The sequence below is a fragment of the Chondromyces crocatus genome (genome assembly GCF_001189295.1).
GTDB lineage: Bacteria > Myxococcota_A > Polyangia > Polyangiales > Polyangiaceae > Chondromyces > Chondromyces crocatus.
Genome location: NZ_CP012159.1, coordinates 3,040,363 through 3,062,127, shown reverse-complemented (window position 1 = coordinate 3,062,127; position 21,765 = coordinate 3,040,363). Strand labels below are relative to the sequence as shown.

15 protein-coding genes and 2 pseudogenes are annotated in these 21,765 nt (G+C 67.7%); 8 read left to right on the top strand and 9 right to left on the bottom strand.

Annotation, left to right across the window (positions count from 1 at the left end; all coding sequences use genetic code 11):
• Positions 1–389 precede the first annotated feature (389 nt).
• The 3 genes from CMC5_RS11415 to CMC5_RS11405 all read left to right on the top strand — a co-directional run bounded on the left by CMC5_RS11415 (position 390) and on the right by CMC5_RS11405 (position 5,036).
• Positions 390–1,799, top strand: a complete 1,410-nt coding sequence (locus CMC5_RS11415; protein WP_156338461.1) for a hypothetical protein — start codon at positions 390–392, stop codon at positions 1,797–1,799.
• Positions 1,796–2,971 carry a hypothetical protein gene (locus CMC5_RS11410; protein WP_082362392.1) on the top strand — a complete coding sequence of 392 codons (1,176 nt, stop codon included), beginning with the start codon at positions 1,796–1,798 and terminating at the stop codon, positions 2,969–2,971. The genes CMC5_RS11415 and CMC5_RS11410 overlap by 4 nt, the downstream gene beginning before the upstream one ends.
• Positions 2,972–3,539: 568 nt before the next feature.
• Positions 3,540–5,036, top strand: coding sequence for an FG-GAP repeat protein (locus CMC5_RS11405; protein ID WP_050430429.1), 1,497 nt, complete (start codon positions 3,540–3,542; stop codon positions 5,034–5,036).
• Positions 5,037–5,149: 113 nt separating this feature from the next.
• On the opposite strand, the gene CMC5_RS11400 is transcribed toward CMC5_RS11405, so the two are convergent.
• From CMC5_RS11400 to CMC5_RS11370, 8 genes and pseudogenes are all read right to left on the bottom strand, one after another.
• On the bottom strand, positions 5,150–5,896 hold the full coding sequence (locus CMC5_RS11400) for a hypothetical protein (RefSeq protein ID WP_156338460.1): 747 nt from the start codon (positions 5,894–5,896) through the stop codon (positions 5,150–5,152).
• A gap of 329 nt (positions 5,897–6,225) precedes the next feature.
• A complete protein-coding gene (locus CMC5_RS11395) occupies positions 6,226–6,555 on the bottom strand; it encodes a hypothetical protein (protein ID WP_050430427.1) in 330 nt (109 codons plus the stop codon).
• Between the two features lie 92 nt (positions 6,556–6,647).
• On the bottom strand, positions 6,648–7,187 hold the full coding sequence (locus CMC5_RS11390; RefSeq protein WP_050430426.1) for a DUF6580 family putative transport protein: 540 nt from the start codon (positions 7,185–7,187) through the stop codon (positions 6,648–6,650).
• Between the two features lie 126 nt (positions 7,188–7,313).
• Entirely contained in the window at positions 7,314–7,790 is a 477-nt protein-coding gene (locus CMC5_RS48930) for an SRPBCC domain-containing protein (RefSeq protein ID WP_050435849.1), read from the bottom strand.
• Between the two features lie 27 nt (positions 7,791–7,817).
• A pseudogene (locus CMC5_RS48925) lies at positions 7,818–8,132 on the bottom strand (ArsR/SmtB family transcription factor); the annotation flags it as partial.
• A gap of 235 nt (positions 8,133–8,367) precedes the next feature.
• Positions 8,368–9,336 carry a type 1 glutamine amidotransferase family protein gene (locus tag CMC5_RS11380; RefSeq protein WP_156338459.1) on the bottom strand — a complete coding sequence of 323 codons (969 nt, stop codon included), beginning with the start codon at positions 9,334–9,336 and terminating at the stop codon, positions 8,368–8,370.
• Positions 9,337–9,825: 489 nt separating this feature from the next.
• A complete protein-coding gene (locus CMC5_RS11375) occupies positions 9,826–11,466 on the bottom strand; it encodes a hypothetical protein (RefSeq protein WP_050430424.1) in 1,641 nt (546 codons plus the stop codon).
• Between the two features lie 3 nt (positions 11,467–11,469).
• A complete protein-coding gene (locus CMC5_RS11370) occupies positions 11,470–13,326 on the bottom strand; it encodes a serine/threonine-protein kinase (RefSeq protein WP_169796513.1) in 1,857 nt (618 codons plus the stop codon).
• A gap of 108 nt (positions 13,327–13,434) precedes the next feature.
• Here CMC5_RS11370 and CMC5_RS11365 point away from each other — a divergent pair, with 108 nt between their 5' ends.
• On the top strand, positions 13,435–17,370 hold the full coding sequence (locus tag CMC5_RS11365; protein ID WP_050430422.1) for a protein kinase domain-containing protein: 3,936 nt from the start codon (positions 13,435–13,437) through the stop codon (positions 17,368–17,370).
• A 160-nt stretch (positions 17,371–17,530) separates the two neighbouring features.
• Here CMC5_RS11365 and CMC5_RS11360 read toward each other — a convergent pair whose 3' ends face one another.
• The gene (locus CMC5_RS11360) at positions 17,531–18,211 is read right to left on the bottom strand and encodes an NHL repeat-containing protein (protein WP_156338457.1); all 681 of its coding nucleotides are present in this window, start codon (positions 18,209–18,211) and stop codon (positions 17,531–17,533) included.
• 453 nt (positions 18,212–18,664) lie between these two features.
• Between CMC5_RS11360 and CMC5_RS49115 the strand changes: the two are divergent.
• The 4 genes and pseudogenes from CMC5_RS49115 to CMC5_RS11345 form a co-directional block, all read left to right on the top strand.
• Positions 18,665–19,711: pseudogene (locus tag CMC5_RS49115) on the top strand (DNA ligase); the annotation flags it as partial.
• On the top strand, positions 19,700–20,269 hold the full coding sequence (locus CMC5_RS49110; RefSeq protein WP_425394832.1) for a WGR domain-containing protein: 570 nt from the start codon (positions 19,700–19,702) through the stop codon (positions 20,267–20,269). The pseudogene CMC5_RS49115 and the gene CMC5_RS49110, both read left to right, overlap by 12 nt.
• Before the next feature lies 1 nt (position 20,270).
• A complete protein-coding gene (locus CMC5_RS11350; protein WP_050430420.1) occupies positions 20,271–21,080 on the top strand; it encodes an SIR2 family NAD-dependent protein deacylase in 810 nt (269 codons plus the stop codon).
• Between the two features lie 123 nt (positions 21,081–21,203).
• Positions 21,204–21,737 carry a hypothetical protein gene (locus CMC5_RS11345; protein WP_050430419.1) on the top strand — a complete coding sequence of 178 codons (534 nt, stop codon included), beginning with the start codon at positions 21,204–21,206 and terminating at the stop codon, positions 21,735–21,737.
• Positions 21,738–21,765: the final 28 nt, after the last annotated feature.

Genomic DNA, 21,765 nt, shown 5'->3' with positions numbered 1-21,765 from the left:
CGACAGCCGTACTGCTCATCTACACCTCGGTAGTCTGTCCATTACCCCATTGTGGTCTGTCCATACACACTGTCGCCCAATCACCCCCACCAAGGAACCAGCAAATCCCTTTGCCTCTCCCGGAAGCAGATCGTTAGTCTCCACACACCACAGGTGGGCCTTCACGCTGCAATTTCCTGAGAACCCTTCTCGGACCCAGATGCTCGCAATGATCATGAGATGCCCCGGAGCCGACACACCGTTACCGCGGTTCGTGAGCGACCCATGGTCACGTGGCAGGCTCGATGCTGCCACAAGGCGACGAGCTGGGTGCTCCGTCCGCCGTCGTTACGAGGTCGTGTCGTCAGCGTTGTCTCGCAGTGAGCTTTGCGGGCGAAGCAGGCGGCCCCATGACCTGGCGAAGCCTGTCGTATTACCCATTCCCGAGGACCTGGAGCCACCCCATTCCGCGGGTAGTGAGCTGCGTCAAGACCGCGATGACGGAATGCTTACCCTCGTCAACCTCGCGCCATGAGGAGCAGCTCATGCATCTTGCCAAGTTGATCGTCGCCATCTCTCTCGCAGCGCCAGTACTGAGCTCGGCACCAGCACTGGCCAACGTCGTCGTCTACACCGCCAACTATCCACCCACGAGCGCAGCCTCCGAAATCAACGGTTCGCTTGGAGGCAACACGAGCCGCAGCCTCGTCGCGGCAGGGCTGATGGGGGCGAAGTTCTTCGGCGACGTGAACGTCCACGGGATGGAACCTGTCGTGCTCCAACATTGCGCGGGGCGGTCCCACCCGAACTCGACGTGGCCAGAGCAATGCGACTTCAAAGGCCTGGTGGAGGCCCTCGGCGAGGTCTTCGACCAGAACTGGCTCAACATCGCCTACGGTCAAAACGAGCAGCACAGAGCCATCCAGGCTCTGGTGAGTGGTCTGAAATATTATCATTCGCCCGCAATCGTTCCGCTCTATGGTCATGTGGACCACTGGGGAACCGTCTATCAAATCGAAATGAATGGGAACGAGCTGTCGAAGCTGAACTTCTTCGATTCCGGTCCCGGCGATCAGAGTGATGCTGCAGGCGATAGCTACTTCGACGGCATCAGGACGGCGAGCGGACAGACCTGGCGAAAGATGTACTACCAGGTCCTTGGCGGTGTCGGTCCATTCGACCCCTTCAGAAACAAGTTTCTCATCTCCTACGATCCCCCGAAGCATGTGATGGATGAGGGGAAGGGCCTGCCGCGCCCCACCTTCATTCCCGTTCCGTTGCCGGGCATCCTCGAACCCGGAAAGAAGATGGATGTGCACATTGCAGAGGAGAGGGTATGGGACGCCATTTTCCTCGCCGGGATCGACGACGATCCCATCACCTGGGCTGCGCTGGAAAAAGGCATGGCAGGCCCTGCGTGGGAAGTGCATGGCCGAACGCCGTCGGGCGATGCCTGGGACTATTTCTTGGTGCCGATCCTGGCATATGACGGAGCCATCTCGGCCATGGTGCAGCTCTCGGCGGCCGACGGCGCCGTGGAGCAGATTCATGCCCCCTCGCGTCTCTTGCCCTTCGCAGGGCTCAGCGAGCACGAAGCACGCGCTCGTGCGACAGCGACGCTGATGGCCGACGAGATGCTCGAGGGAGGTCGTCTCACCTGGGATCCGCAGCTGCATGACGCGCACTGCAACTCGCCGCTCGTTCCTTACTATCACTTCGAGGTGACGAGCACGCTCGGCGAGCCCAGAGGTGGCCTTTTCGTCGCACTCGACGATGGCATCGTCCGCGGCATCAAGGTCCAGCTCTCGAGGATGCCATGAAGCCCGCTACCAGCCTCACGACGACAGGTTGGATGGCTCTGGTGACCGCGCTGGTGAGCGGCTCCTGGCTCACGATGGGTTGTGCCCCCGATCTGGGCGTACACAAACCCGATGGAGAGCCGGAATCCGAGACGACAGGGAGCGAGACCACGGACACTGGAGAGGGGGGAAGCGGCGCATCTGGCAGCGGATCCACGTCCTCCAGCGGCGGGGTTGCGTGCAGCTCCCCGACGACGGATTGCAATGGCCGGTGTGTCAATGTCTCGACCGACGAAAGCAACTGTGGCGCTTGCGGTCACGATTGCCTGGGTGGTGCATGTGAAGCTGGCATGTGCCGGCAGGTCCTTCTCGCCATGGATCAAGGGGAGCCCCAATCGATCGTCGTCGACCCTCAGAACGTCTACTGGGTCGACAGGACGGGCGGCCGTATCCTGCGCAAGCGGCATGCGAGTGGAACGCCCACCGAGATCGCTTCCGGTCAAGCTGGCCCCTTCCGCATCGCCGCGAACGGCGCGTACATCGTCTGGACCAATCGTACCGGCGGCACGGTCATGAAGCTGGCGCTGGCAGACGGTAGCCCGGAGGTGATCGCGTCAGGGCAGTCGACACCGCATGCAATCCAGATCGACCAAAACAATGTGTACTGGAGCTGCTTCGGGACCAATACGATTGCTCGGCAGGCGCTCGCTGGTGGCTCCACGGCAACCATGGTGATGCAGCAGGGGACTGCCAGCGCCCTCGCGGTCGATGCATCACTTCTTTACTGGACGAGCTTCAGCGGAGGAGCCCTGCGGAAACAACCGCTCGGGGGTGGAGGGTTCACCAATCTCGTCACGATGCTGGATGGTCCCATCGACCTCGTCGTCCGCGCATCGCAAGTGTACTGGGTCAATGCGACGAGTGGCACCGTGCTGACGGTGCCGACAGCAGGTGGCGAGGCGACGAAGATCGCTGCATCCCTGGGCTCTCCTGAACGTATTGCGGTGGATGACACACATGTCTACTGGATCGATGTCATCCAGGGGTCGCTCTCACGAATCCCCCTGAAGGGGGGGACGACCCACGTCATCGCGGATGGAATGATGCAGCCCATGGCCATCGCTCTGGATGACCATGCCATCTACTGGTCGAGCATGGATTCGAATGGTTCGATCATGATGAAGGCGAAGTGAAGCGCGGAGCTACCGTCGCTCGGAGGAGTCTCGAAACAATGCATCTACCTGGTCGATACCAGTGGCAGACTTTCGCGCCCCTGCACAATGGTCAGGACGGTGGGCATCGCTCCTGCGATGCCTCTGTGGTCATCGGACCGGATGCTTCTGCCTGGCGATGCGTGACGAGCATGGGCAACAGCTCTTGATTCCTGCGGTTTTTCGACACTGGGCGCAATACGGCTGGGGCCGCATCGAAGCATCGAAACGCCGAGGGCATGAGACGGAACGTTTTCAACATGGCCACAGTTCGCACCAACGAAATCTCACGTTCATCGGCCCGCAGCCGAAACCGTTGTCACAGTTGACACAGCGTGATTTCACACGGTATCGTTGAATGAGTGTCGTTAGCATTGGCATCGGTCTCGACCGACGCTGACGTTTGTTCCATTCGCCACGGGGCTGAACTTCCAGTGTGAGGATCGGGTGACGTTCTGCTCGCATCCGTCCCACCCCTTGGTCTTCTTCAGTCTCAAAGCGCCGACGAGCCAGTCACGACACGGAATGCCTAACCACACAGGGGGGTCACGTGTTCAGCAACATTTTCGCTCTCCACCCCCAGTACCGAGAAGAATTTGGCGCGTTCGGCTCCTCGGTCAGCTTATCGGGCAATCGGCTCGTCGTCGGTGCTCGAAAAGCCGCCAACAGGAAGGGGGCGGCTCACGCTTTTCTCAGAACGGACACCGGCTGGCTCGAAGAAGCGGAACTGCTGGCAGTGGATGGCCACGCTGGAGACGACTTCGGGTTCTCCATCGCCCTCTCGGGCAACACCACGCTGGTCGGGGCTCCGCTGACGAATGATGGTCTTCGTTTCCCAGGCGCTGCACATGTCTTTACCCACCGCGACGGTGGATGGATCCATGAAGCCAAGCTGGTCGGTCGTGATGGCATGTCGCTCGACCTGTTCGGGTACAGCGTGGCCATCGACGGAGATACCGCCGTAGTTGGCGCATTTCAGGCACGCCATGAAGGCAATGAGACCGGCGCCGTCTATGTTTTTGGTCGCACCGGAAACTCCTGGCAAGAACAGGCGCGTCTCGTACCAGCGGATGCCAGACACCATGATCGGGTGGGCATTTCTGTAGCGATTTCCGGCCGTACGATCCTGATCGGAGCCGACGGCAGCGACGATCAGGGAGACTCGTCGGGTGCAGCCTACGTATTCACGAAGCACGAGGATGGCTGGCACCAAGAGACGAAACTGACGGCGGGAGACGGGGCGGAATCCACGTTTTTTGGTCATCCCGTCGCCCTGGAGGGCGATACGGCGTTTGTCGGCACTTACCTGGCCGACGGGAAAACACCAGGGTCAGGGGCCGTCTATGTGTACGCCCGTGACGAGCGTGGTTGGACGGAACAAAGCAAGCTCGTGGCGGGCGATGGTGTCACCGGTGATGCATTCGGCGCGTCGTTGGCGGTCTCGGGTGACAAGCTGGTCGTGGGAGCACCACAGGCAGACGATCGAGGAACGTGGTCCGGCGCTGGCTATGTCTTCGTCCGAGAGGACGCGACATGGACCGAGTTCGGGAAGTTCGTGGCCGACGACGGCGCTCCGAGGGACGAGACGGGGGCGGCCGTGGGCATCTCGGGCAATACGATCGTGGCGTCTGCTCCGAAACGGGATGGAGCCGGTCATGACATGGGGTCGGCCTACGTATTCGAAATGGGCCATGCACTGACGGATGGCGCGTCGTGCCGGAACGATAGCGAGTGCATCTCCAATGCTTGCGCCGAAGGGATCTGCCAGTCGACGGGGGAAGCAGAGTGCGGGAGTATGGGGACGAGCGGCCCTTCATCACAGAACCATGGAGAAATGGGCTTCGAGGAAGGGTCGACCGTCCGCTCCCCGTGCACCCAAGCGGACGTCACCTTTGTCGAGACCTCCGTCGATCATGTTTCCGGCGGATGCGCTCTTGGAAGGGTCACGGGGAATGATGCAGGGTTCGCAGGCCTCGGGTTGTTGCTCATGGCGGTCACATTGCGCGCGAGAGCTGGTCATTACAGCGCAAAATCACCGAGGCATTGAGGAAGGTTTCGGGGGAGACGGTGTTCGGAGCCGCTTCTCTGTGCGATCGACAGACGTGTTTCGCTCAGTTCAAAGGCTCCCCAGCCAGGGGACCGCGAGCGTCGCAGAGGGGCTCAGGGCTCGACGACCAGCGAGAGGGACCGCACCTGTCGTCCCCGGACGACGCTCGCTCCTGGCATGAAGGCGGGATCCACCAATCCGTCTGCCTGCCGCAGCAGATCGAGCACCAGCTCACAGCGTTTCCCCGCTGGGAGCCCGAAATCCAAGACACTCAGCGCCAGGTCCCCTTCGTCGTGGCTGATCGAGAACTCCCTGAACACCGAACTCTCTTCCCCGTCATCACCAGCGCAGGTCCCCGATACCGACCACGCCATGGCGTCGTCCCCTAGCGCGGGCTCCCACGTCAGCGGGAGAGCGTCGCTGGATTGCAAGACCAGAGTATCTTCGTTCGTCTGCACGGGCCCGGTGATCGTGAAAGGGAGCGGAAGCACCACGCGTGATCCGGGTGCTTGCACGTACCCGTCGTACGCGATCACGATCTCCTTGCCCTCTGCGCTCCCGTCGAGCTCTCCGCGCGGCGCCAGGAAGAGTTCCTCGTCCGGCAGCGCTTCCCTGGCCAGGGCCACCGCTTGCCCCTCGCTCGCCGCCACGATCGAGCCATCTCCGTCGCATCCCAGGGACAGGCTCACCCGCACGCACGCCTGCACGGTGGTCTTTCCATCGGCGCGGCCATCGGCCTGCACGGTGATGCTCGAACCATCGAGCAAGCCACTCAGGTCCACCTCCGGGATCGTGATGCAGCCGCTGGCTCCCACCGCAAAAGCAACGGCAATTCCCTGGAAAAGCTTCGAAGCAAACATGAGCCGAGTCTCCTTGCACGGACCCCTTCAGCAGGCGGTCACGCACGACGAGCCGGAGCGCCGAGGAAGGGCAGCGCTCCGGGAAAGTTCGTGAAGCGGTGGATTGCAGAAGCCGTGCCGCGCCCCTGCCGCCCTACGGCGCGCGCCGTGTCAGAAAGACTCCAATCGGTTTTTGCTGTGCTCTCGGGGCAGCGCGCCGGGCTCCGCGCCTCGCGGCGTGGCGCAGTCCTGGGCTGCGGGGCCCTGGGAGGGCGCCTGCCCCCTGGCAGTCACGTCATGCCTCCGAGGTCACGATGGGCCACCAGGGGGGCTGACCGCGCCCAAGGGAGTCAGCCGAGCAGGTAGGATTCCCAGTGGGAAGGGGTGAGATCGCTGAGGGAGGCAGCGGTCTCGGGGACGAGGTGGATGAAGAAGTCAGAGCTATCGCCCTCGGTGGTCGCGAAGTGCACCTCGCTGATGAGTGCGCGCATCTGTTCGTCGGTCTTCGTCAGCCCGAGCAGGGTGGCGTAGGCGTCGACGAGGGCGAGGGCTCCCCAGTTCTCGAAATGGCTCGTCCAGAGGCGCTTGTCGTAGCGGCTGATGAACCAGCCTCTGATGTGAGGTTCCTCGCCGTCGAGCACGATCTCACTGAACTGGATCTCGCCGAGCAATGTGGACATGAATTTTCCTTGTCGGTGGGCAGGGCTCCCGGTTCCCCCTGGAGAGAGACCGGCGTGACGAGGCTAGCGAGGGCGGGCGCCGTGGGTCGAGGTCAGACGGAGGCGAGTTCGCGGGTGGGGACGGGCACCCAGTGGGGACGCGACTCGAGGCGCGCCGCGAGGGGGCGGTAGGCGGCGGAGAGGGCCACGGTCCACAGGAGGTCGCCGAGCAAGGTGCCACCGAAGAACGGGAGCGCCGCCAGGTAGCAGGCGCCCAGGCCGGCCACCGTGGGCGGGTACATCGAGCCCGCGAGCCACACGCCGAGGTTCGAGAGGGCGAAGAAGGTGAACGAGCCGAGGAGGGCTGCGCCGATGGCCCCCCCCTTCTTCGACCGGAGCGCGCGTCCGAGCAGCGCTTGCAGGAAGAAGGCGCCGTAGACGAAGGGGGTGACGAGGCTGAGGGCGCTGTGGCCGTGCAGCCGGGCCAGGGCGAGGTCGCCGAGGAGCATGGACACGGCGATGAGGAGGAAGGCCATCCAGGGCTTCAGCGTGCGGCCGGCGAACACCGCCGTGGCACCCACGGGGGCGAAGTTCGGGGGGTGAGGGACGACGCGGAGGAGGACGCAGAGCGCGACGAGCAGCGCGGGGAGCATGGCGTCGCTTCTAGCAGATCGGGGGCGACCGAGGGAGGCGGGGCTGGCGAGATGCGCGGGAGCGCGTCCAGGCGCAGGCGAAGGTCGGTCTGCCGGGATGGTGCCGGCGCAGGGGGCGAGCGCTGGTCATGCACGTCGCTCGGCGAGCGTGGCGAGCTGCTCCAGGCAGGTCCCCCAGCCGTCGAAGAAGCCCATCTCTTCGTGCATCTTTCGATCGGCTGGGCTCTTGTGCATCACGTGGGCCACGTAGTCGGTGCCCGCCGGGTGGTCTCGCAGGGTGATGACGGCCGTCATGAAGGGCTGCTCGGCAGGCCGGAAGCCGCCGACCAGCGCATTGGTGAAGACGATCCGCTCGCCGTCGACGATTTCGAGGAAACAGCCGCTCAGGTGCGGCATGAAATCACCACCGTTCTCGCTCATCTGGGTCACGAGCGCGCCGCCCGGGCGCAGATCCATCTCCAGCACCTTGCATCTGGCCGGCGCCGGGATCCACCATTGCTCGAAGCTCGCGCGGTCGGTCCAGGCATTCCAGATGATGGAGCGAGGCGCCTTGATGATGCGCGATATCGTCAGGTCCAGTTCTGCATTCGAAGAGCGATTCATGTGGTTTCTCTCTTTTCTCGGGGCGATGGTGACGAACCGTTCGAGCCTGTCGGTGCGGCCTTCCCAGAGCTCGCGTTGAGCGGACAGCCATGCCTCGATCGCAGCGAACTGCGTCGTCTCGATGGCACAGGTCCTCACGCGACCTTCCTTGCGGCTCTGGATCAATCCGCTGCCTTCGAGGAGCTGGATGTGCTTCATGAAGGACGGCAATGCCATGTCGAATGGCTTTGCCAGATCGCTTATGCTCGCAGGGCCCTTGCACAATCGCCCCAGCACGGCACGGCGTGTGGGATCGGCAAGCGCCTGGAAGATGTCGCTGAGCTGTTCTGAATGCTGTTCCACGAAGTTGAGTATCACCAGCCAACACTTAGCGCAACGGCTAACTAACCCTCAGCCCTGGGTGAACGTGGAGTGAACACGCTCAGCGCACCGAGCCCGCCCGGCGGGCGACACGGCTCTGCAGGTCAGCGGCGGGAGGGTTCGAGGGGTGCGCGCGAGGCGGGGAAGAAGGCGAGAAGGGGCAGCTGACCGCGAGGACGCGGCGACGTGACGAGGGACGCCACGACGCGGAAGCGCGTCACTGGGGCGGGATGGGGACCTGGCACTCGCTCTCGCGGGTGAGCCATTTGATGAGGTTCACCCAGTAGTGCTCGACCTGGTACTCGGGGTGGTCCTGCCACTCGCTGTCGAAGGTGATCCACTCGTCGCCCCACAGGAAGAGGTGGCCTTCGTTGATCGTCTTGGCCCGGGCGACGACCCAGCCATCCTTGGTGGCGATGACCTCGGCATCGCCGTTGACCGGGTAGCCGTTGTCGAAGCCGACGGCGCTGACGCCCGCGGTGGTGGGGTGGGTCGTCCAGTCGGTGATGGGGATGGTGGTGCCGCCCTGCTTGGGGAGGATGGGCTCGGGGCCGTAGCTGACGTCGAAGGGAGCGAGGAGGGAGTTGACGTTGGTGCGCTCGGAGGTGTCGGCGTAGCCGATGAGGGTGATGAGGCCACCGCCGTTGCGGATCCAGCCTTCGAGGGCGGCGATCTCGTCGGGGCTGTAGGCGCGGCCGATCTGGGAGAGGTTCTGGGCGACGATGACCTGGTAGGGTGCGAGGAGCTGGGGGGTCAGCACGGCGTCGTTGAGGTCGATGGCGCCGTTGTCGCTGCGGTCGTTGAGCCAGGTGTTGAAGACGTCGCCGATGCCGGCGCTGCCACGCACGCCGAGGGTGGCGATGGCGAGGCAGTCGCAGATGCCGTCGCCGCCGACGTCGACGTTGTCGATGATGCCGTCGCCGTCGTTGTCGATGCCGTCACAGATCTCGGGGGAGCCCGTGGTGGTGGTGGTGGCGCCGCTGCTGAAGATGTCTCCACCTTCGCCGCTCGAGCTGGTGGAGCCGCCACCTGCACCCCCAGCGCCGCCGGTGCCCGTGCCGCCCGGGTTGCCCGCGGTGGTGTTGCTGCTGGTGTTGCCACCGTTGTCGGACGAACAGGCCCCGAGGGAGGTCGCCCCGGCCACGGCGGTGAGAAGCACGAGGCACAAGGGAAGGTGTCGGTTCATGCAAGGGAAAGTACACGAGGCAGGAGCCCGCGTTAAGAGCCTGCCCCGCGGTGGAGATAGGCTCCAAGGTGCGACTTCGGCGACAGGGTTCGCCGCTCCGAGGCTGACGCGCGTTGCGTCTGGAGGTGGGAGAGATCCCCGGCACCGGGGATCCATCCCGCTGAGGAGGCGGCTCTATCTGTAATGGAGGCAGGTGGTCACCGTGGGATCGGCTGCATTGCTCAATAGCCAGTGGCCAATGTCACTGGTGTCGAGCCTGGTATGATACGCATCACCAATTCCCTTGCACGCCTCCGTCGAAGGAGTTCCGGGGGGGAGCACCTCTGAAACGGCGACTCCGAGTACGCAGCTCGAGTCGTACCCGCCAGCGAAGGCTGGACCTCCCGAGTCTCCGAAGCTGGTGAAGGCTCCTTTTCACAGGTCGCATGGGACCATCCGAGGTTGACGTAGCCATTGCGGGGTTCGTGTTCGGTGAAGTGCTCGTCCTCGTCATCGCGGCAGGCGCACCGCCACCAGCCTCGGCGGGCCGGGTCGCGTCGTGAGCCACAGGTCGCTGGAAGGGACGCGGCCGAGGATCCAGGGAGAGTCGAAGGGGAGCGCCACGGCGTCACCGCTCGCCGGGTCGATGAGGAGCTGGGTTTGCCCGGAGAGGAGCGCGATGCGGTCGTCGACGAGGGTGAAGGTGGCGGAGGGAAGTCGGTGCTGGAAGCGGGGGGTGCCCGTCCGGTCGATGACGGCCACGACATCGAGACCCTGGCTGCTGAGGCCGAGGCCGTCCCGGAGCGGCGTGATGTCGCGGATGCCAGCGGGAAGAACGACGTGCTCGCGCAAGGTGCCGTCGGGAGCGACCCACTGCACGCCCAGAGGCCCGTGGCCGATGAGGCTCTGCTTCTCGAGGCCTTCGCCGTCGACGAGCACGAGGTCAGGTGTGCGGAGTTCCCAGAGGCGCTGGCCGGTATGGGCGTCGCGAAGCTCGGTGGCGCCGCAGCGAGGCACGAGGAGGGCAGGGTCGTGGGCTGGAGGGCCAGGGACGAGGCGCATGCGGACGGCAGCGCGCGCGTCGGTGCACGCAGGGTCGTGAGGGACCGGGGCTTGCCAGAGGGGCTTTCCGGTGGCGAGCTCGATGCGGAAGATGCGCTGGAGGCGGTGATGCGGTCGGTCGTCGAGGTCGGCGAAGACGGCGCTGCTGGCGTCGAGAAGCACCGACTGCGCCGACGGGGAGGCGAGGGGGTGGGACCAGCGGGGGGTGTCGGCGAGGCCGAAGCCTTCGAGGCGGCCGAAGCTGGCGCTCGGAGGGCCGACGTCCGGCGAGGAGACGGTGAGGACGCCGGCATGGAAGCCGTGGGCGGTGACGGCGTGGTCGCAGAGGGTCGAGGGGGGGAGGTCTTCGAAGCCAGCCTCTTCGATCCAGACACCCTCGCGCTCGGGGCCGAGGGAGGCGGCCGTGTCGAGGTGGAGAAACCGCGCGGTGCAGCGCTCACGCACGGTGAGGCGTACGGCGCCGCGCTGGAGGTCGGCGTCCACGAGGCCGGGGAGGGCCTTGCGCCAGCGGGTGCTGCCGTCGGCGACGCGGAGGCGGTGGAGGATGCGCTGGTTGCTGGTGTCGTGGCCCTGGACGATCAGGATGTCGGCGCCGCGCTCGGGGTCAGCGTCGAAGGAGGTCCAGGTCTCGCCAGGAGGAGGCTTGCGCGTCCAGCGGGGGTTGCCCGTGAGGGCGTCGACGAGAAGGAGCGCGCCCGCGGGGTCGAAGACGAGGACGGAGGGACCCGCGGGAGCGTGGAGGCGGGTCGGGGAACCTCCCTGGATGGGGCGAGCCCACACGACGGGCACTGTGGGGAGCGCGTCGAGGGCGAGAGGTGACGGGGAGAGGGAGAAGGAGGGCTGGAGCGCAGGGGGGAGCGCGCTGGTGGAGGGGACGCTCGAGGGCTGGGCGGCGAGCGGGGAGGCGCTCGTGCTCGGGGGTGGTGTGAGGGGGAGCGTCGTCGCGTGCGCCGGGTCCGCAGGCGTCGAGGCCAGAGGCTGCGCCGGTGAGCAGGCGAGGAGCAGGGCCGCCAAGACGACGAGAGACCCCGCGCGTCGGGCGCCGTCGAGCACGTCACGCTTCGAGTCTCGCTTCAGAGAGACGCCCACCGGCTAGAACATCTTCTTGGGGGTGCACGCACGCGGGTCGATGAAGGCGTTGCCCTGGGCGCCGGCGATCATGAAGGTGGGACCGAAGCCGCCTGCACTGTCGAGCAAGGTCGCGGTCGAATAGCCTTCGCTCAGCCCCGCCGCGCGGATGATGGCCGGCATGGAGCAAGACGGATCGGCCAGGGGGAGCTGGGTGGGGACGGCCGTCGAGCGACTCATCACCAGGCGACCATCACCGAGCCACAGGTAGAAGCGGCTGTCGCGCTGGGCATTCTGGAAGTGGTACTGGACGATCTGGCGCTGGTCCTTGGTGTCGATGAGGCCCTCCCGGCTCCCGTTGACGAGCGACAGCAGCACCAGCTCGGCGGTGGGCTCGATCTCGCGGGCAACCTTGCGGACGGCGGGGAGGAGCTTCACGGCGTCGGCGCGCGAAGGGTCGGGGACCTCGAACGCGAGGCAGCGCTCGCCAGGGCAGACGGCGGAGCTTCCCCCGAAGGAGGAGCCCGGGGAAGACGCAGGGGCGATGAGCAAGAGGAGCACGCCACCGAAGAGGACGACGAGCAAAGCCCCCACGGCGCCGACGAGGCCGAAGACCATGGCCTTGTTGGTCTGAGGCGGGGTCTGCGGAGGGGCGGCGCCATAAGGCGCTCCCGGGTAGGGATGGCCGGTGAAGTAGCCCGCACCGTGCGAGGAGCCATGACCGGTGAGGGGCGGGCCGTGCGGGGGGCCGTGGGGTGGTCCGTACGCGGGGCCGTAGCCGCTCGCGGAAGGCTGGGCATACGCGCTCGCCATGGTGGGCGTGGGAACGACGCTGGGCGGTCCGACGACCGAGACCGATGCGTGAGGAGGATGGCCTGTCGGCTGCGCGGCGATGGGGGATGCGGGCTGCACGGGCGATGCGGCCCGCGCGGCGGAGGCGGTGCCCCCACCGGGAGGGGGAGCCGGACTGAAGCTCGACGGCTGCATGGAGGCGAAGCTGCCCGCCGGGCCGACCGCGCGCGGGCCGGTGGAGGGGGCGATCGCCGTCTCACCGTCCTGGAAGCCGCCGATGACGAGCAGCTCGGAGAGGACGGCGGTGGCATCACGAGGACGACGGAGAGGAGAGATGGCGAGCATGCGCGCCACGAGGTCGTCGAGCGCGGGGGGAACCTCGGGGCGGTAGACGGCAGCGCGCGGGGGTTCCTCGACGGTGACCTTGATGAGCGCGGAGACGGGGTCTTCGCCCTCGAAGACGCGGCGGCCCGTGAGGGCGCGGTAAAGCACACATCCGAGGGCGTAGACGTCGGTGCGGGCGTCGACGCTCTGGTCACCGCGGGCCTGCTCGGGCGACATGTAGCCCGGGGTGCCGATCATCTGGCCCGTGATGGTGAGCTTCTGGCCCGGCTCCAGGATGCGGGCGATGCCGAAGTCGAGCACCTTGAGCTTCTCGATGGTGCCGCCTTCGAGGAAGAGGTTCGGCGGCTTGAGGTCGCGGTGGACGATGCCGCGCTCGTGGGCGGGGCGGAGGGCGTCGGCGACGCGGACGCCGAGCTGGATGGCCTCGGCCACGGAGAGGGGGCCGCGCTTCAAGCGGGCGGAGAGGCTCTCGCCCTCGAGCCACTCCATGACGATGAAGCCGTCGCCCTGGGCGGTGACGCCGCTGCCGACGAAGCGGACGATGCCCGGATGGCGCAGCTCGGACAGGAGCTGGGCTTCGCGGGCGAAGCGCTCGGCGTGGGCGGCGCTGTGGCCGTGGAGTACCTTGACGGCTACCGGCTGGCTCGTCTCCCGGTCGCGCGCCTTGTACACGGCGCCCATCCCACCCGAGCCGGCGTGGCGGACGATCTCGAAGCGACCAGCTACCAGCTCTCCCGTCTGCATGCGCAGGCGCATGGTAGGACGGAACTGGGGCGACGTGGACACGAAGAGGACGGAAAGAAGTCGTGCCTCTCGACGCGCGGCTCGCGTCTTCCGATAATCGTCCCGCACATGCGTGATGGTCGGATCCTGGGAGGCCGGTTCGAAATCCTGCGTCCCGTGGGCGCGGGCAGCGGCTACAGGCTCTTCGAGGCGCGCGAAGTGCGTGATGCGCGGGACGCGATCCCGGCGAAGGGCTCGGAGCGCATCGCCATCAAGCTCTTGCCGAGCAACGAGCACAGCGCCGAACGGCAGAGCCGGGAGGTGCAAGCCCTGGCCGGGTTGAACCACCCCGGGGTGGCCCGGTACGTGGCGCACGGAGCGTCCGAAGCGGGCGAGCCCTGGATCGCGACGACGTGGCTCGATGGTGAGACGCTGGCGTCGCGCCTCGCGAAGCGGCCCTTGCAGGTGCCCGAGGCGCTGTCGCTCGGGGCGCGCGTGGCCGTGGCGCTGGGAGCGGTGCACCGCGCGGGCGTGGTCCACCGGGATCTGAAGCCAACGAACATCCTGCTGACGGAAGGCTCGCTGGAGCGGCCCGTGATCCTGGACTTCGGCGTGGCGCGCGTCCCTGGAGCGGCAGCGCGGCCCGCACGCCAGGGGACGGTCATCGGGACCCCGGGCTACGCCGCCCCGGAGCAAGCGCGCAACGAGCCCGACGTGGATGCGCGGGCCGACGTGTTCTCACTGGGCTGCGTGCTCTTCCGTTGCTTGACGGGGAAGGAGCCGTTCCACGGAGAGAACGCGCTGGCCCTCACGCTCAAGGTGCTCCTGGAGGAGCCGAAGCGGACGCGCGATCTGCACCCCGGCATCCCGGTGGAGCTGGACGCGCTCGTGGCGCGGATGCTGTCGAAGGCCCGACAGCTCCGGCCACGGGACGGCGACGCGGTGGCGGTGGAGCTGGAGGGCCTGGGAGCCCCCGCGAGCGCCGCACGGATCGGCTGGCGCGCGCCGCCCGCAGAGCCCGCGCTCGTGCTCACGGCCAACGAGCGGCGGTTGATGTCGCTGGTGCTGGTGCGCGACGCCGCCTCCAGCTCGAAGTCGCCCCACGATGGCCCGGTCAGCTCGCGGCGCAGCCGCGAAGCCGACGCGGCACGGCGCACGCGCGCCCTCCGCGCGGCAGCCGAGCGGCACCAGGGACGCCTGGAGTCGCTGGCCGATGGGGCGTTGCTCGTGGTGATGACGAGCAACGAAGCCCCGACGGACCTGGTCTCGCGGGCGGCGCGCTGCGCCCTGGCGATCCGGGCCGTGCTCGAAGGCGCCCCGGTGTCGCTGGTGACGGGGCGGGCGGAGATCGAGGCGCGGCTGCCCGTCGGGGAGCTGATCGATCGGGCCGTGTCCCTCCTGACCACGGCCGTGGATCCGGACACGGCGAGCCCGGTGGCCATCGACGATCTCACGGCGCGCCTGCTCGGGCAGGGGTTCGACGTGACCCGCGAGGGCGGGGGGCCCGCGCTGCACGGAGAGCGCGACGGAACCGAGCCTTCGCGGGCCCTGCTCGGCAAGCCGACGCGCTGCCTGGGACGCGAGCGGGAGCTGGCGCAGCTCGAAGCGGCGTTCGCCTACTGCGCGGACACGCCTACGGCAGCGGCCGTGCTGGTCACCGGACCGGCCGGCGCGGGCAAGTCGCGCCTGCGCCACGAGCTGCTCCAGCGGCTGAAGGAGCGCGGCGAGCCGATCGAGGTGTGGCTCGGGCGCGGTGATCCGATGGGCGGCGGCGCGGCGTTCGGCCTGCTGGCGCGCGCGATGCGCTACGCGCTGGGGATCAGCGGGGAGGAGTCGCTCGCGGAGCGACGTCGGCGGATCTTCTCACGCCTGGGCGCACTCCCTGCGATCGAAGCGCAGCGCATCGCCAGCTTCGTGGGTGAGCTGATCGGGACGCCCTTCCCCGAGGAGCTGAGCCCGCAGCTCAAGACGGCGCGGCGCGACCCCGTGCTGATGGGCGACCAGATCCGCCGCGCCGCCGAGGACCTCCTGCGCGCCGCGTGCGCGTCACAGCCGGTGATCCTGGTGCTGGAGGATCTCCACTGGGGTGATCTCCCCACGGTGACGCTGCTCGACTCGGCGCTGCGCAACCTGGCCGACCAGCCCCTCCTGGTGTTCGCGCTGGCCCGGCCCGAGGTGCAGAAGCAGTTCCCCAAGCTGTGGGTGGGCCGGCAGGTGGAGCCGATCGCCCTCGGTCCCCTGCCCCGTCGCGCCTCGGAGCGGCTGGTGCGCGACGTGCTCGGCGACGCGATCCCGGCCCACCTCTCGCAAGCGATCATCGAGCGCTCGGGAGGCAACGCCCTGTACCTCGAGGAGCTGATCCGCGCCGTGTCCGAGGGGCAAGGTGAGCGGCTGCCGGAGACGGTGCTCGCCATGGCCCAGGCGCGCCTCTCCGCGCTCGATCCAGAGGCGCGGCGCATCCTTCGCGCAGCCAGTGTGTTCGGAGATAGCTTCTGGACGGGCGGCGTCGAGGCGTTGCTCGGGGGATCGACCACGGCACACCGGATGGATGATCTGGTGGCGCGCGAGCTGATCGTGCGGCGGACGCCCGTCGCCGAGGGAAGCCTCAGGCCCACGAAGGGCGACGGAAAGCCCACCGAGCCGCTGTACGCCTTCCGCCACGAGGTGGAGCGCGAGGCGGCGTACAGCATGCTCACCGAGGCGGACCGGCAGCTCGGGCACCGGCTGGCGGGCGCCTGGCTCGAGCGCGAAGGGAAGGGCGAGCCCATCGCACTGGCGGAGCACTTCGAGCGTGGCGACGAGCGCCACCGGGCGGGCGCGTATTTCGTGGAGGCGGCCGAGGCCACCCTGCGCGGCAACGACCTGGCAGCGGCCTTGCGCCGGGCCGAGCGAGGCATCGCGTGCGGAGCGACGGGGACCACGCTGGGCGAGCTCCAGCTCGTCGCCGCCGAGGCGCTTCTGTGGCGAGGCGAGCTTCCACGAGCCGAAGCGAGCGCCCGCGAGGCAGCGCAGCTCCTGTCACGCGGGTCCGCCGCCTGGTACCGCGCGCTGACCCACGGAGCGACAGCGGCGAGCAAGCAAGGCGCCTCGGAGCGACTGGACGACTGGATCGTCCCCGCCACCGAGGTTCCCCCGCTACCCGGTGCGCTGAGCGCGCAGGTGGTGTGCCTGGCCTTCTGCGCGAGCGAGCTGGTGTTCAGCGGCAGGTTCGAGGCGGCGGAGGCCCTTCTCGAGCGGGGGACGAGCTTGACGGGGGATCCGCCTGCCGTCGACGGCCAGGCGCTCGGCGTGCTCCACCAGGCGTACGCGCTGCGCGCGATGGCGGGCGGCGATCCCGGGGCGGGCCTCGCCGGATTCGAGGCGGCGCTGTTCGCCTTCGGGCAGACCGGCGATCGGCGCAACGCCTGCACCATCCAGGGCAACCTCGGCTACACGCTGTCCGAGCTGGGCGACTTCGAGGGCGCCGAAGGCGCGCTCCGCGCCGCGCTCACCGAGGCCGAGCGGATGGGCCTCTTCGACCTGGCCCCCGTCGTCCGCCAGAACCTGGGTCTGACCCTGGCCCAGACCAACCAGCTCGAAGAAGCGCGACGCTTGCAGCAGCAAGCCCTGGAAGCGTTCCGCGAGCAGGGCGTCGCCCGGATGCAGGGGATGTCGCACGCCTACCTGGCGCGCATCGCCCTGCGCGCCGGCAAGCTCGCCGCCGCCGAGCACGAGGCCCGCTCCGCCGTGGACCTGCTCGTGGTCGCCCCCCCCTTGCGCGCGTTCGCGCTGGCCGTGCTCGCATCGGCCCTCCTCGCGCAGCGACGCGCGCCCGAAGCGCTGGGCCTCACGGGCGAAGCCTTCGCCCAGCTCCAGGCCGCCGGCGGGCTGGAGGAAGGAGAGTCCCTGGTCTGGCGCGCACGCGCCGACGCCCTCGCCGCCGCAGGAGAGCTGACCGAAGCGGAACACGTGCGCGCCGAGGCCCGCCGCAGACTGGAGGCGAGGGCGGCGCGGATCAGCGATCCGGACTGGCGCGAGCGCTTCCTCCGCGAGGTGCCGGACAACACGGCTCTCTACCGCGACTGAGCCTTTCCTCTGGCTCTCCAGAGGCCCCCTGCTCATCCGCTTGGACTGGCGCGGGACGGGACGTGCGCGTCCTGTGTGTCTCTTCGACGCGCCAGGGTCCACCGGCATCCGGAATCGAGGTCGATCGAGGTTGAAGGCAGGGCCCGACCCGAAGGTCACGTCACTGCGGGTGCTTCAGGGGAGCGCAGGTCGAGACCCCTGCGCCGACGATGTTGTCGGGGATCCCCATCATCACCGTCGTCTTCGTGCCGCTGTTCAGCGAGTACCTGTCCACCTTGGTGCCATCTGCCCCCGGGTTGGTGAACAGATAGAAGTCCCCACCCCAGTGAGCGAATGCCCACCCCGCACCGATCTGGATCTCGGGGGGTATCGTCTTCGAGAGGAACTGCCCCGTACCGGGGTTCACCTCGGCAATGTAATCGGGCGTGCCACGGAAGAAGCCAAAGAGCCGCCCATCGCCGGTCCCCGTCAGCTCGGCCGACCCCAGCTCGTTCCCATAGGAGACGATGGGGGCCACCGTCAGGGATTGTGTGTCCAGGGAGGCTATCCCTCGCCCGAAGTAATCGGCGAGGTAGAGCGTCTCCTCTTGACTCCCCTCCCCTCTGGAGACGAACCCCATCCCGAACACGCTGAGCTGATGCTGATAGGTCTGATAGTCCGTCGCCGTACAGGCCGCCGTCTCGATATTCACCTGATAGAGCTTGCGGTTGCTGAACAGGACCCACGCCACCCCCTTGCGATCCACCGCCATCGAAAAGGCCGACGAAGGCCCGCCGCTCCGCGGACAATCGAGGGTCCCGATGGTCGTCAACGCCAGGGTACCGGGATCGAACCGATACAAGGTGTCACTCTGCCCTAGAAGGTAGATGGATCGCGCCGCATCTGAGCAGCCATCCCCCGGCTCATCACCAATGGAACCGGGATCCAGCAGATCTCCCCCACCCCCTCCTTCATCATTCCCCCCTCCGGCATTCGCCGTGCTTCCCCCATTTCCCCCGGATCCCCCCTCCCCTGCGACATCGAACCCCGTACTGACTCCTCCTGCGCAGCCGAGACCCTGCGCCGACAATGCCGCACAGACGGCGGCCAACCAGGAGATCCACACTCGCGAGCGGAGCCCGCGGCGACGAGAATCACCACATGCCATGAAGGCACCTCCCAGTGCTTGAGCCTACAGACGCGCCACGAACAAATCACAATTTTCGTCACAGAACAGACCGTGGCGAATCGCCTTCAATGGTGGTCTCCTGCGGGTGCCGCGGACGGGCGCATCGCCCCGCGCGCTGGAGACCTCATGGCCGATCTGGAGGATGGAGAGTCGATCGAGGTGCAGGGCTCGGGCTCGTCCCGCTACCTGCTGCGCAACGTGGGCGAGGTGTACTCCTGCACGTGCCCGGCCTGGCGCAATCAGTCGCACGCCATCGACAAGCGAACCTGCAAGCATCTGAAGGCCCTGCGCGGCGAGGCCGCGGAGCTCACGCGGGTCGGCGCTCCGACCCCGGGCACGTCGAGCACCAGCGCGACCAGCGCGTCACGCGCCTCGGGCGGACGGGCCGCAGCGAGCGCCTCCTCCGCGCAAGCGCCGCCGCTCCTCCTGGCGAATCCATGGGACAATGCCCAGGATCTCTCCGGCTGGTGGATGAGCGAGAAGCTCGATGGCGTCCGGGCCTACTGGGACGGCAAGGCCTTCATCTCCCGGCTGGGCAACCGCTACCACGCCCCGCCCTGGTTCACCTCAGGCCTGCCCGACACGCCTCTCGACGGCGAACTCTGGGGTGGCCGCAAGCGATTCCAGCGGACCATCAGCATCGTCCGACGCCAGGACCAGAGCGATCACTGGAAGGAGATCGCTTTCGTGGTGTTCGACGCGCCCGCCCTCGACGCGCCCTTCGAAGACCGCGTCGAGCACCTGAAGCAGCTCTTCGCCACGCAGAGCGCCCCCCACGCCAGGGCCCACGACCACGAACTCTGCCGTGATCTCCCCCACCTGCGCACCGAGCTGTCGCGCGTGGAGGCCCTCGGAGGCGAGGGCTTGATGCTACGCAAGCCAGGCTCTCGCTACGAACCTGGGCGCTCGATCACACTCCTCAAGGTGAAGAGCTTCTTCGACGCCGAAGCACTGGTCATCGACCATCAAGCCGGCGCCGGGCGACACGCCGGCCGCCTTGGTGCCCTCCTCGTGGAGCTGCCCGACGGTACCCGCTTCTCGGTCGGGACCGGCTTCTCGGACAAGGAGCGCGCGTCCCCGCCCCCACGCGGCGCGATCGTGACGTTCCGCTACCAGGAGCTGTCCGACGCCGGCGTGCCTCGGTTCCCCTCCTACGTCGCCGTGCGCGACGACATCCGCTGGCCCCCCGACAACGCCGAGCTGCGACGCGCCGTCCCCCACCCTCCGAGCGACACACTCGCCGAAGGAGGCAAGGCCGCCCGCGCGACTCCTGGCGCGAGCGCAGACACCAAAAAGAACAGCCTCGACGAGACCGCAAGCACAGCGAGTACCGAGAGCGCAACGACCACTGACAGCTCAGCCAGCGCCGACGGCTCAGCCAGCGCCGACAGCTCCGCGAGCACCGACAGCTCCGCGAGCACCGCGAGTGCTGGAAGCGCAACGCCCACCACCAGCACCACCCCCACCTCTGCCGGCACGCCCGCGGGGACCTCGTCGCAACCCACGACGCCAGCAGCCAGCAGCTCCACCCGTCGCTTCGAGTTCACGGACGGCACCTCATCCAAGTTCTGGGAAATCGAGGTGTCCAACCGCCAGTACACGGTGCGCTACGGCCGCCTCGGCACCACGGGTCAGTCCAAGACCAAGGAAGCCGCCAGCGAGGAAGCCGCTCGCCGCGAGGCGGCAAAGCTCGTCGACGAGAAGACGGGCAAGGGGTACGTGGAGCGTTGACATGAAGAAACTGAACCGGAAGGAGTTCCAGGACAAGCTGCGCCAGGCCCGCAAGATCACCGTGCTCACCGGCGCAGGTGTCTCTGCGGAGTCGGGCGTCCCCACGTTCCGCGATGCAGGTGGGCTGTGGCGGCGCTACAAGGCGACGGATCTCGCCAGCCCGGAAGCCTGGCAGCGCGATCCAGGTCTGGTGTGGGAGTTCTACAACCACCGCCGCGCCGTGGCGCACACGTGCAAGCCCAACGAAGGTCACCTGGCGCTGGCGAGGCTGGAAGCGCGGTTCCGCGAGGCTGGCCGCACCTTCACCCTCATCACCCAGAACGTCGACGGCTTGCACGAGGCAGCCGGCTCCGAGCGGGTGGTGCGCCTGCACGGCTCCCTCTGGCAGGTGCGCTGCCTCCAGTGCGCGGAGGTGACGTGGAACCACACGGTCCCCATCACCCCCGCCTTCGAGGGGAGCGGCTCCCCCGACCCCGAGTTCGTGGCGCGCCGCTTCGAGACCACCGACCTCCCCCAGTGTCACTGCGGCGGCGTCATTCGGCCCCACATCGTCTGGTTCGGCGAGCGGCTCTCGCGGGCCGATCTGGACGCCGCGGAGGAGGCCGTGGACGGCTGCGATCTGATGCTGGTGATCGGCACCTCCGCGGTCGTCTACCCCGCCGCAGGCTACGTCCCCATCGCGCGCCGGCTGGGTGCCGTCGTCGCGGAGGTCAACGTCGAGCCGAGCGCCGTGAACAACGAGTGCAGCGCCTTCTTCAAGGGCAAGGCCGGCGAGGTCCTCCCGTCACTCCTCGGCGTGCGGCTGGCCTGACGGCAGGTCGGACACGAACCGGACGGCCCCCCCTACCCCATCCCGCTCCTCCCGCCCCCCGACGTTCGTTCCTCCCGCCAGCTCCCAATTCCGCAGCGAGAGCAGCAGCGCTACGCTCCCCCCATGCGCCGCCGACTGCTCACCCTCGCTGCACGCCATCCCCTCACCGCCCTGTGCTCGCTGGTCCTGGTCGTCTTGCTCGGCGCGGGCGCGCTCCTCGCCAAGACGCTCGGCGGTGACACCACCACCGAGGCCAGCGACGCCGGAAGCCCACGCGCCATCCTCGGGCGCGTCTGGTTCGACACCTACCCCGAGAAGCCCCGGGACGAGGTGCAGATCGCGATCTTCCTCCCCGGCGGCATCGGCATCTTCGAGAAGGGCTCCGCCTTCCGCTCCGCCTTCGAGGTGTTCGAGTTCGAGCGCCAGGGCGACAAGGTCGCGCTGACCTTCCTGCACGACCGCAAGTCCGCCGAGAGCAAGTTCACCGTGCGGGACTGCGACGAGAAGCCCCCCTTCAGCCTGTGCCTGGATCTCCAGGACCCCCTCCGAGGACCGAAGCGCTACTACGGCTTCGGCAGTGCCGACGACATGGCGCGCGAGGTCCCCTGGGGGAGCGCCGTGCTGAAGGCCGCAGAGAGCCGAGCCACGGCGCGGTAGGCGGAGCGACGAAGCGAAGGCCGCGAGG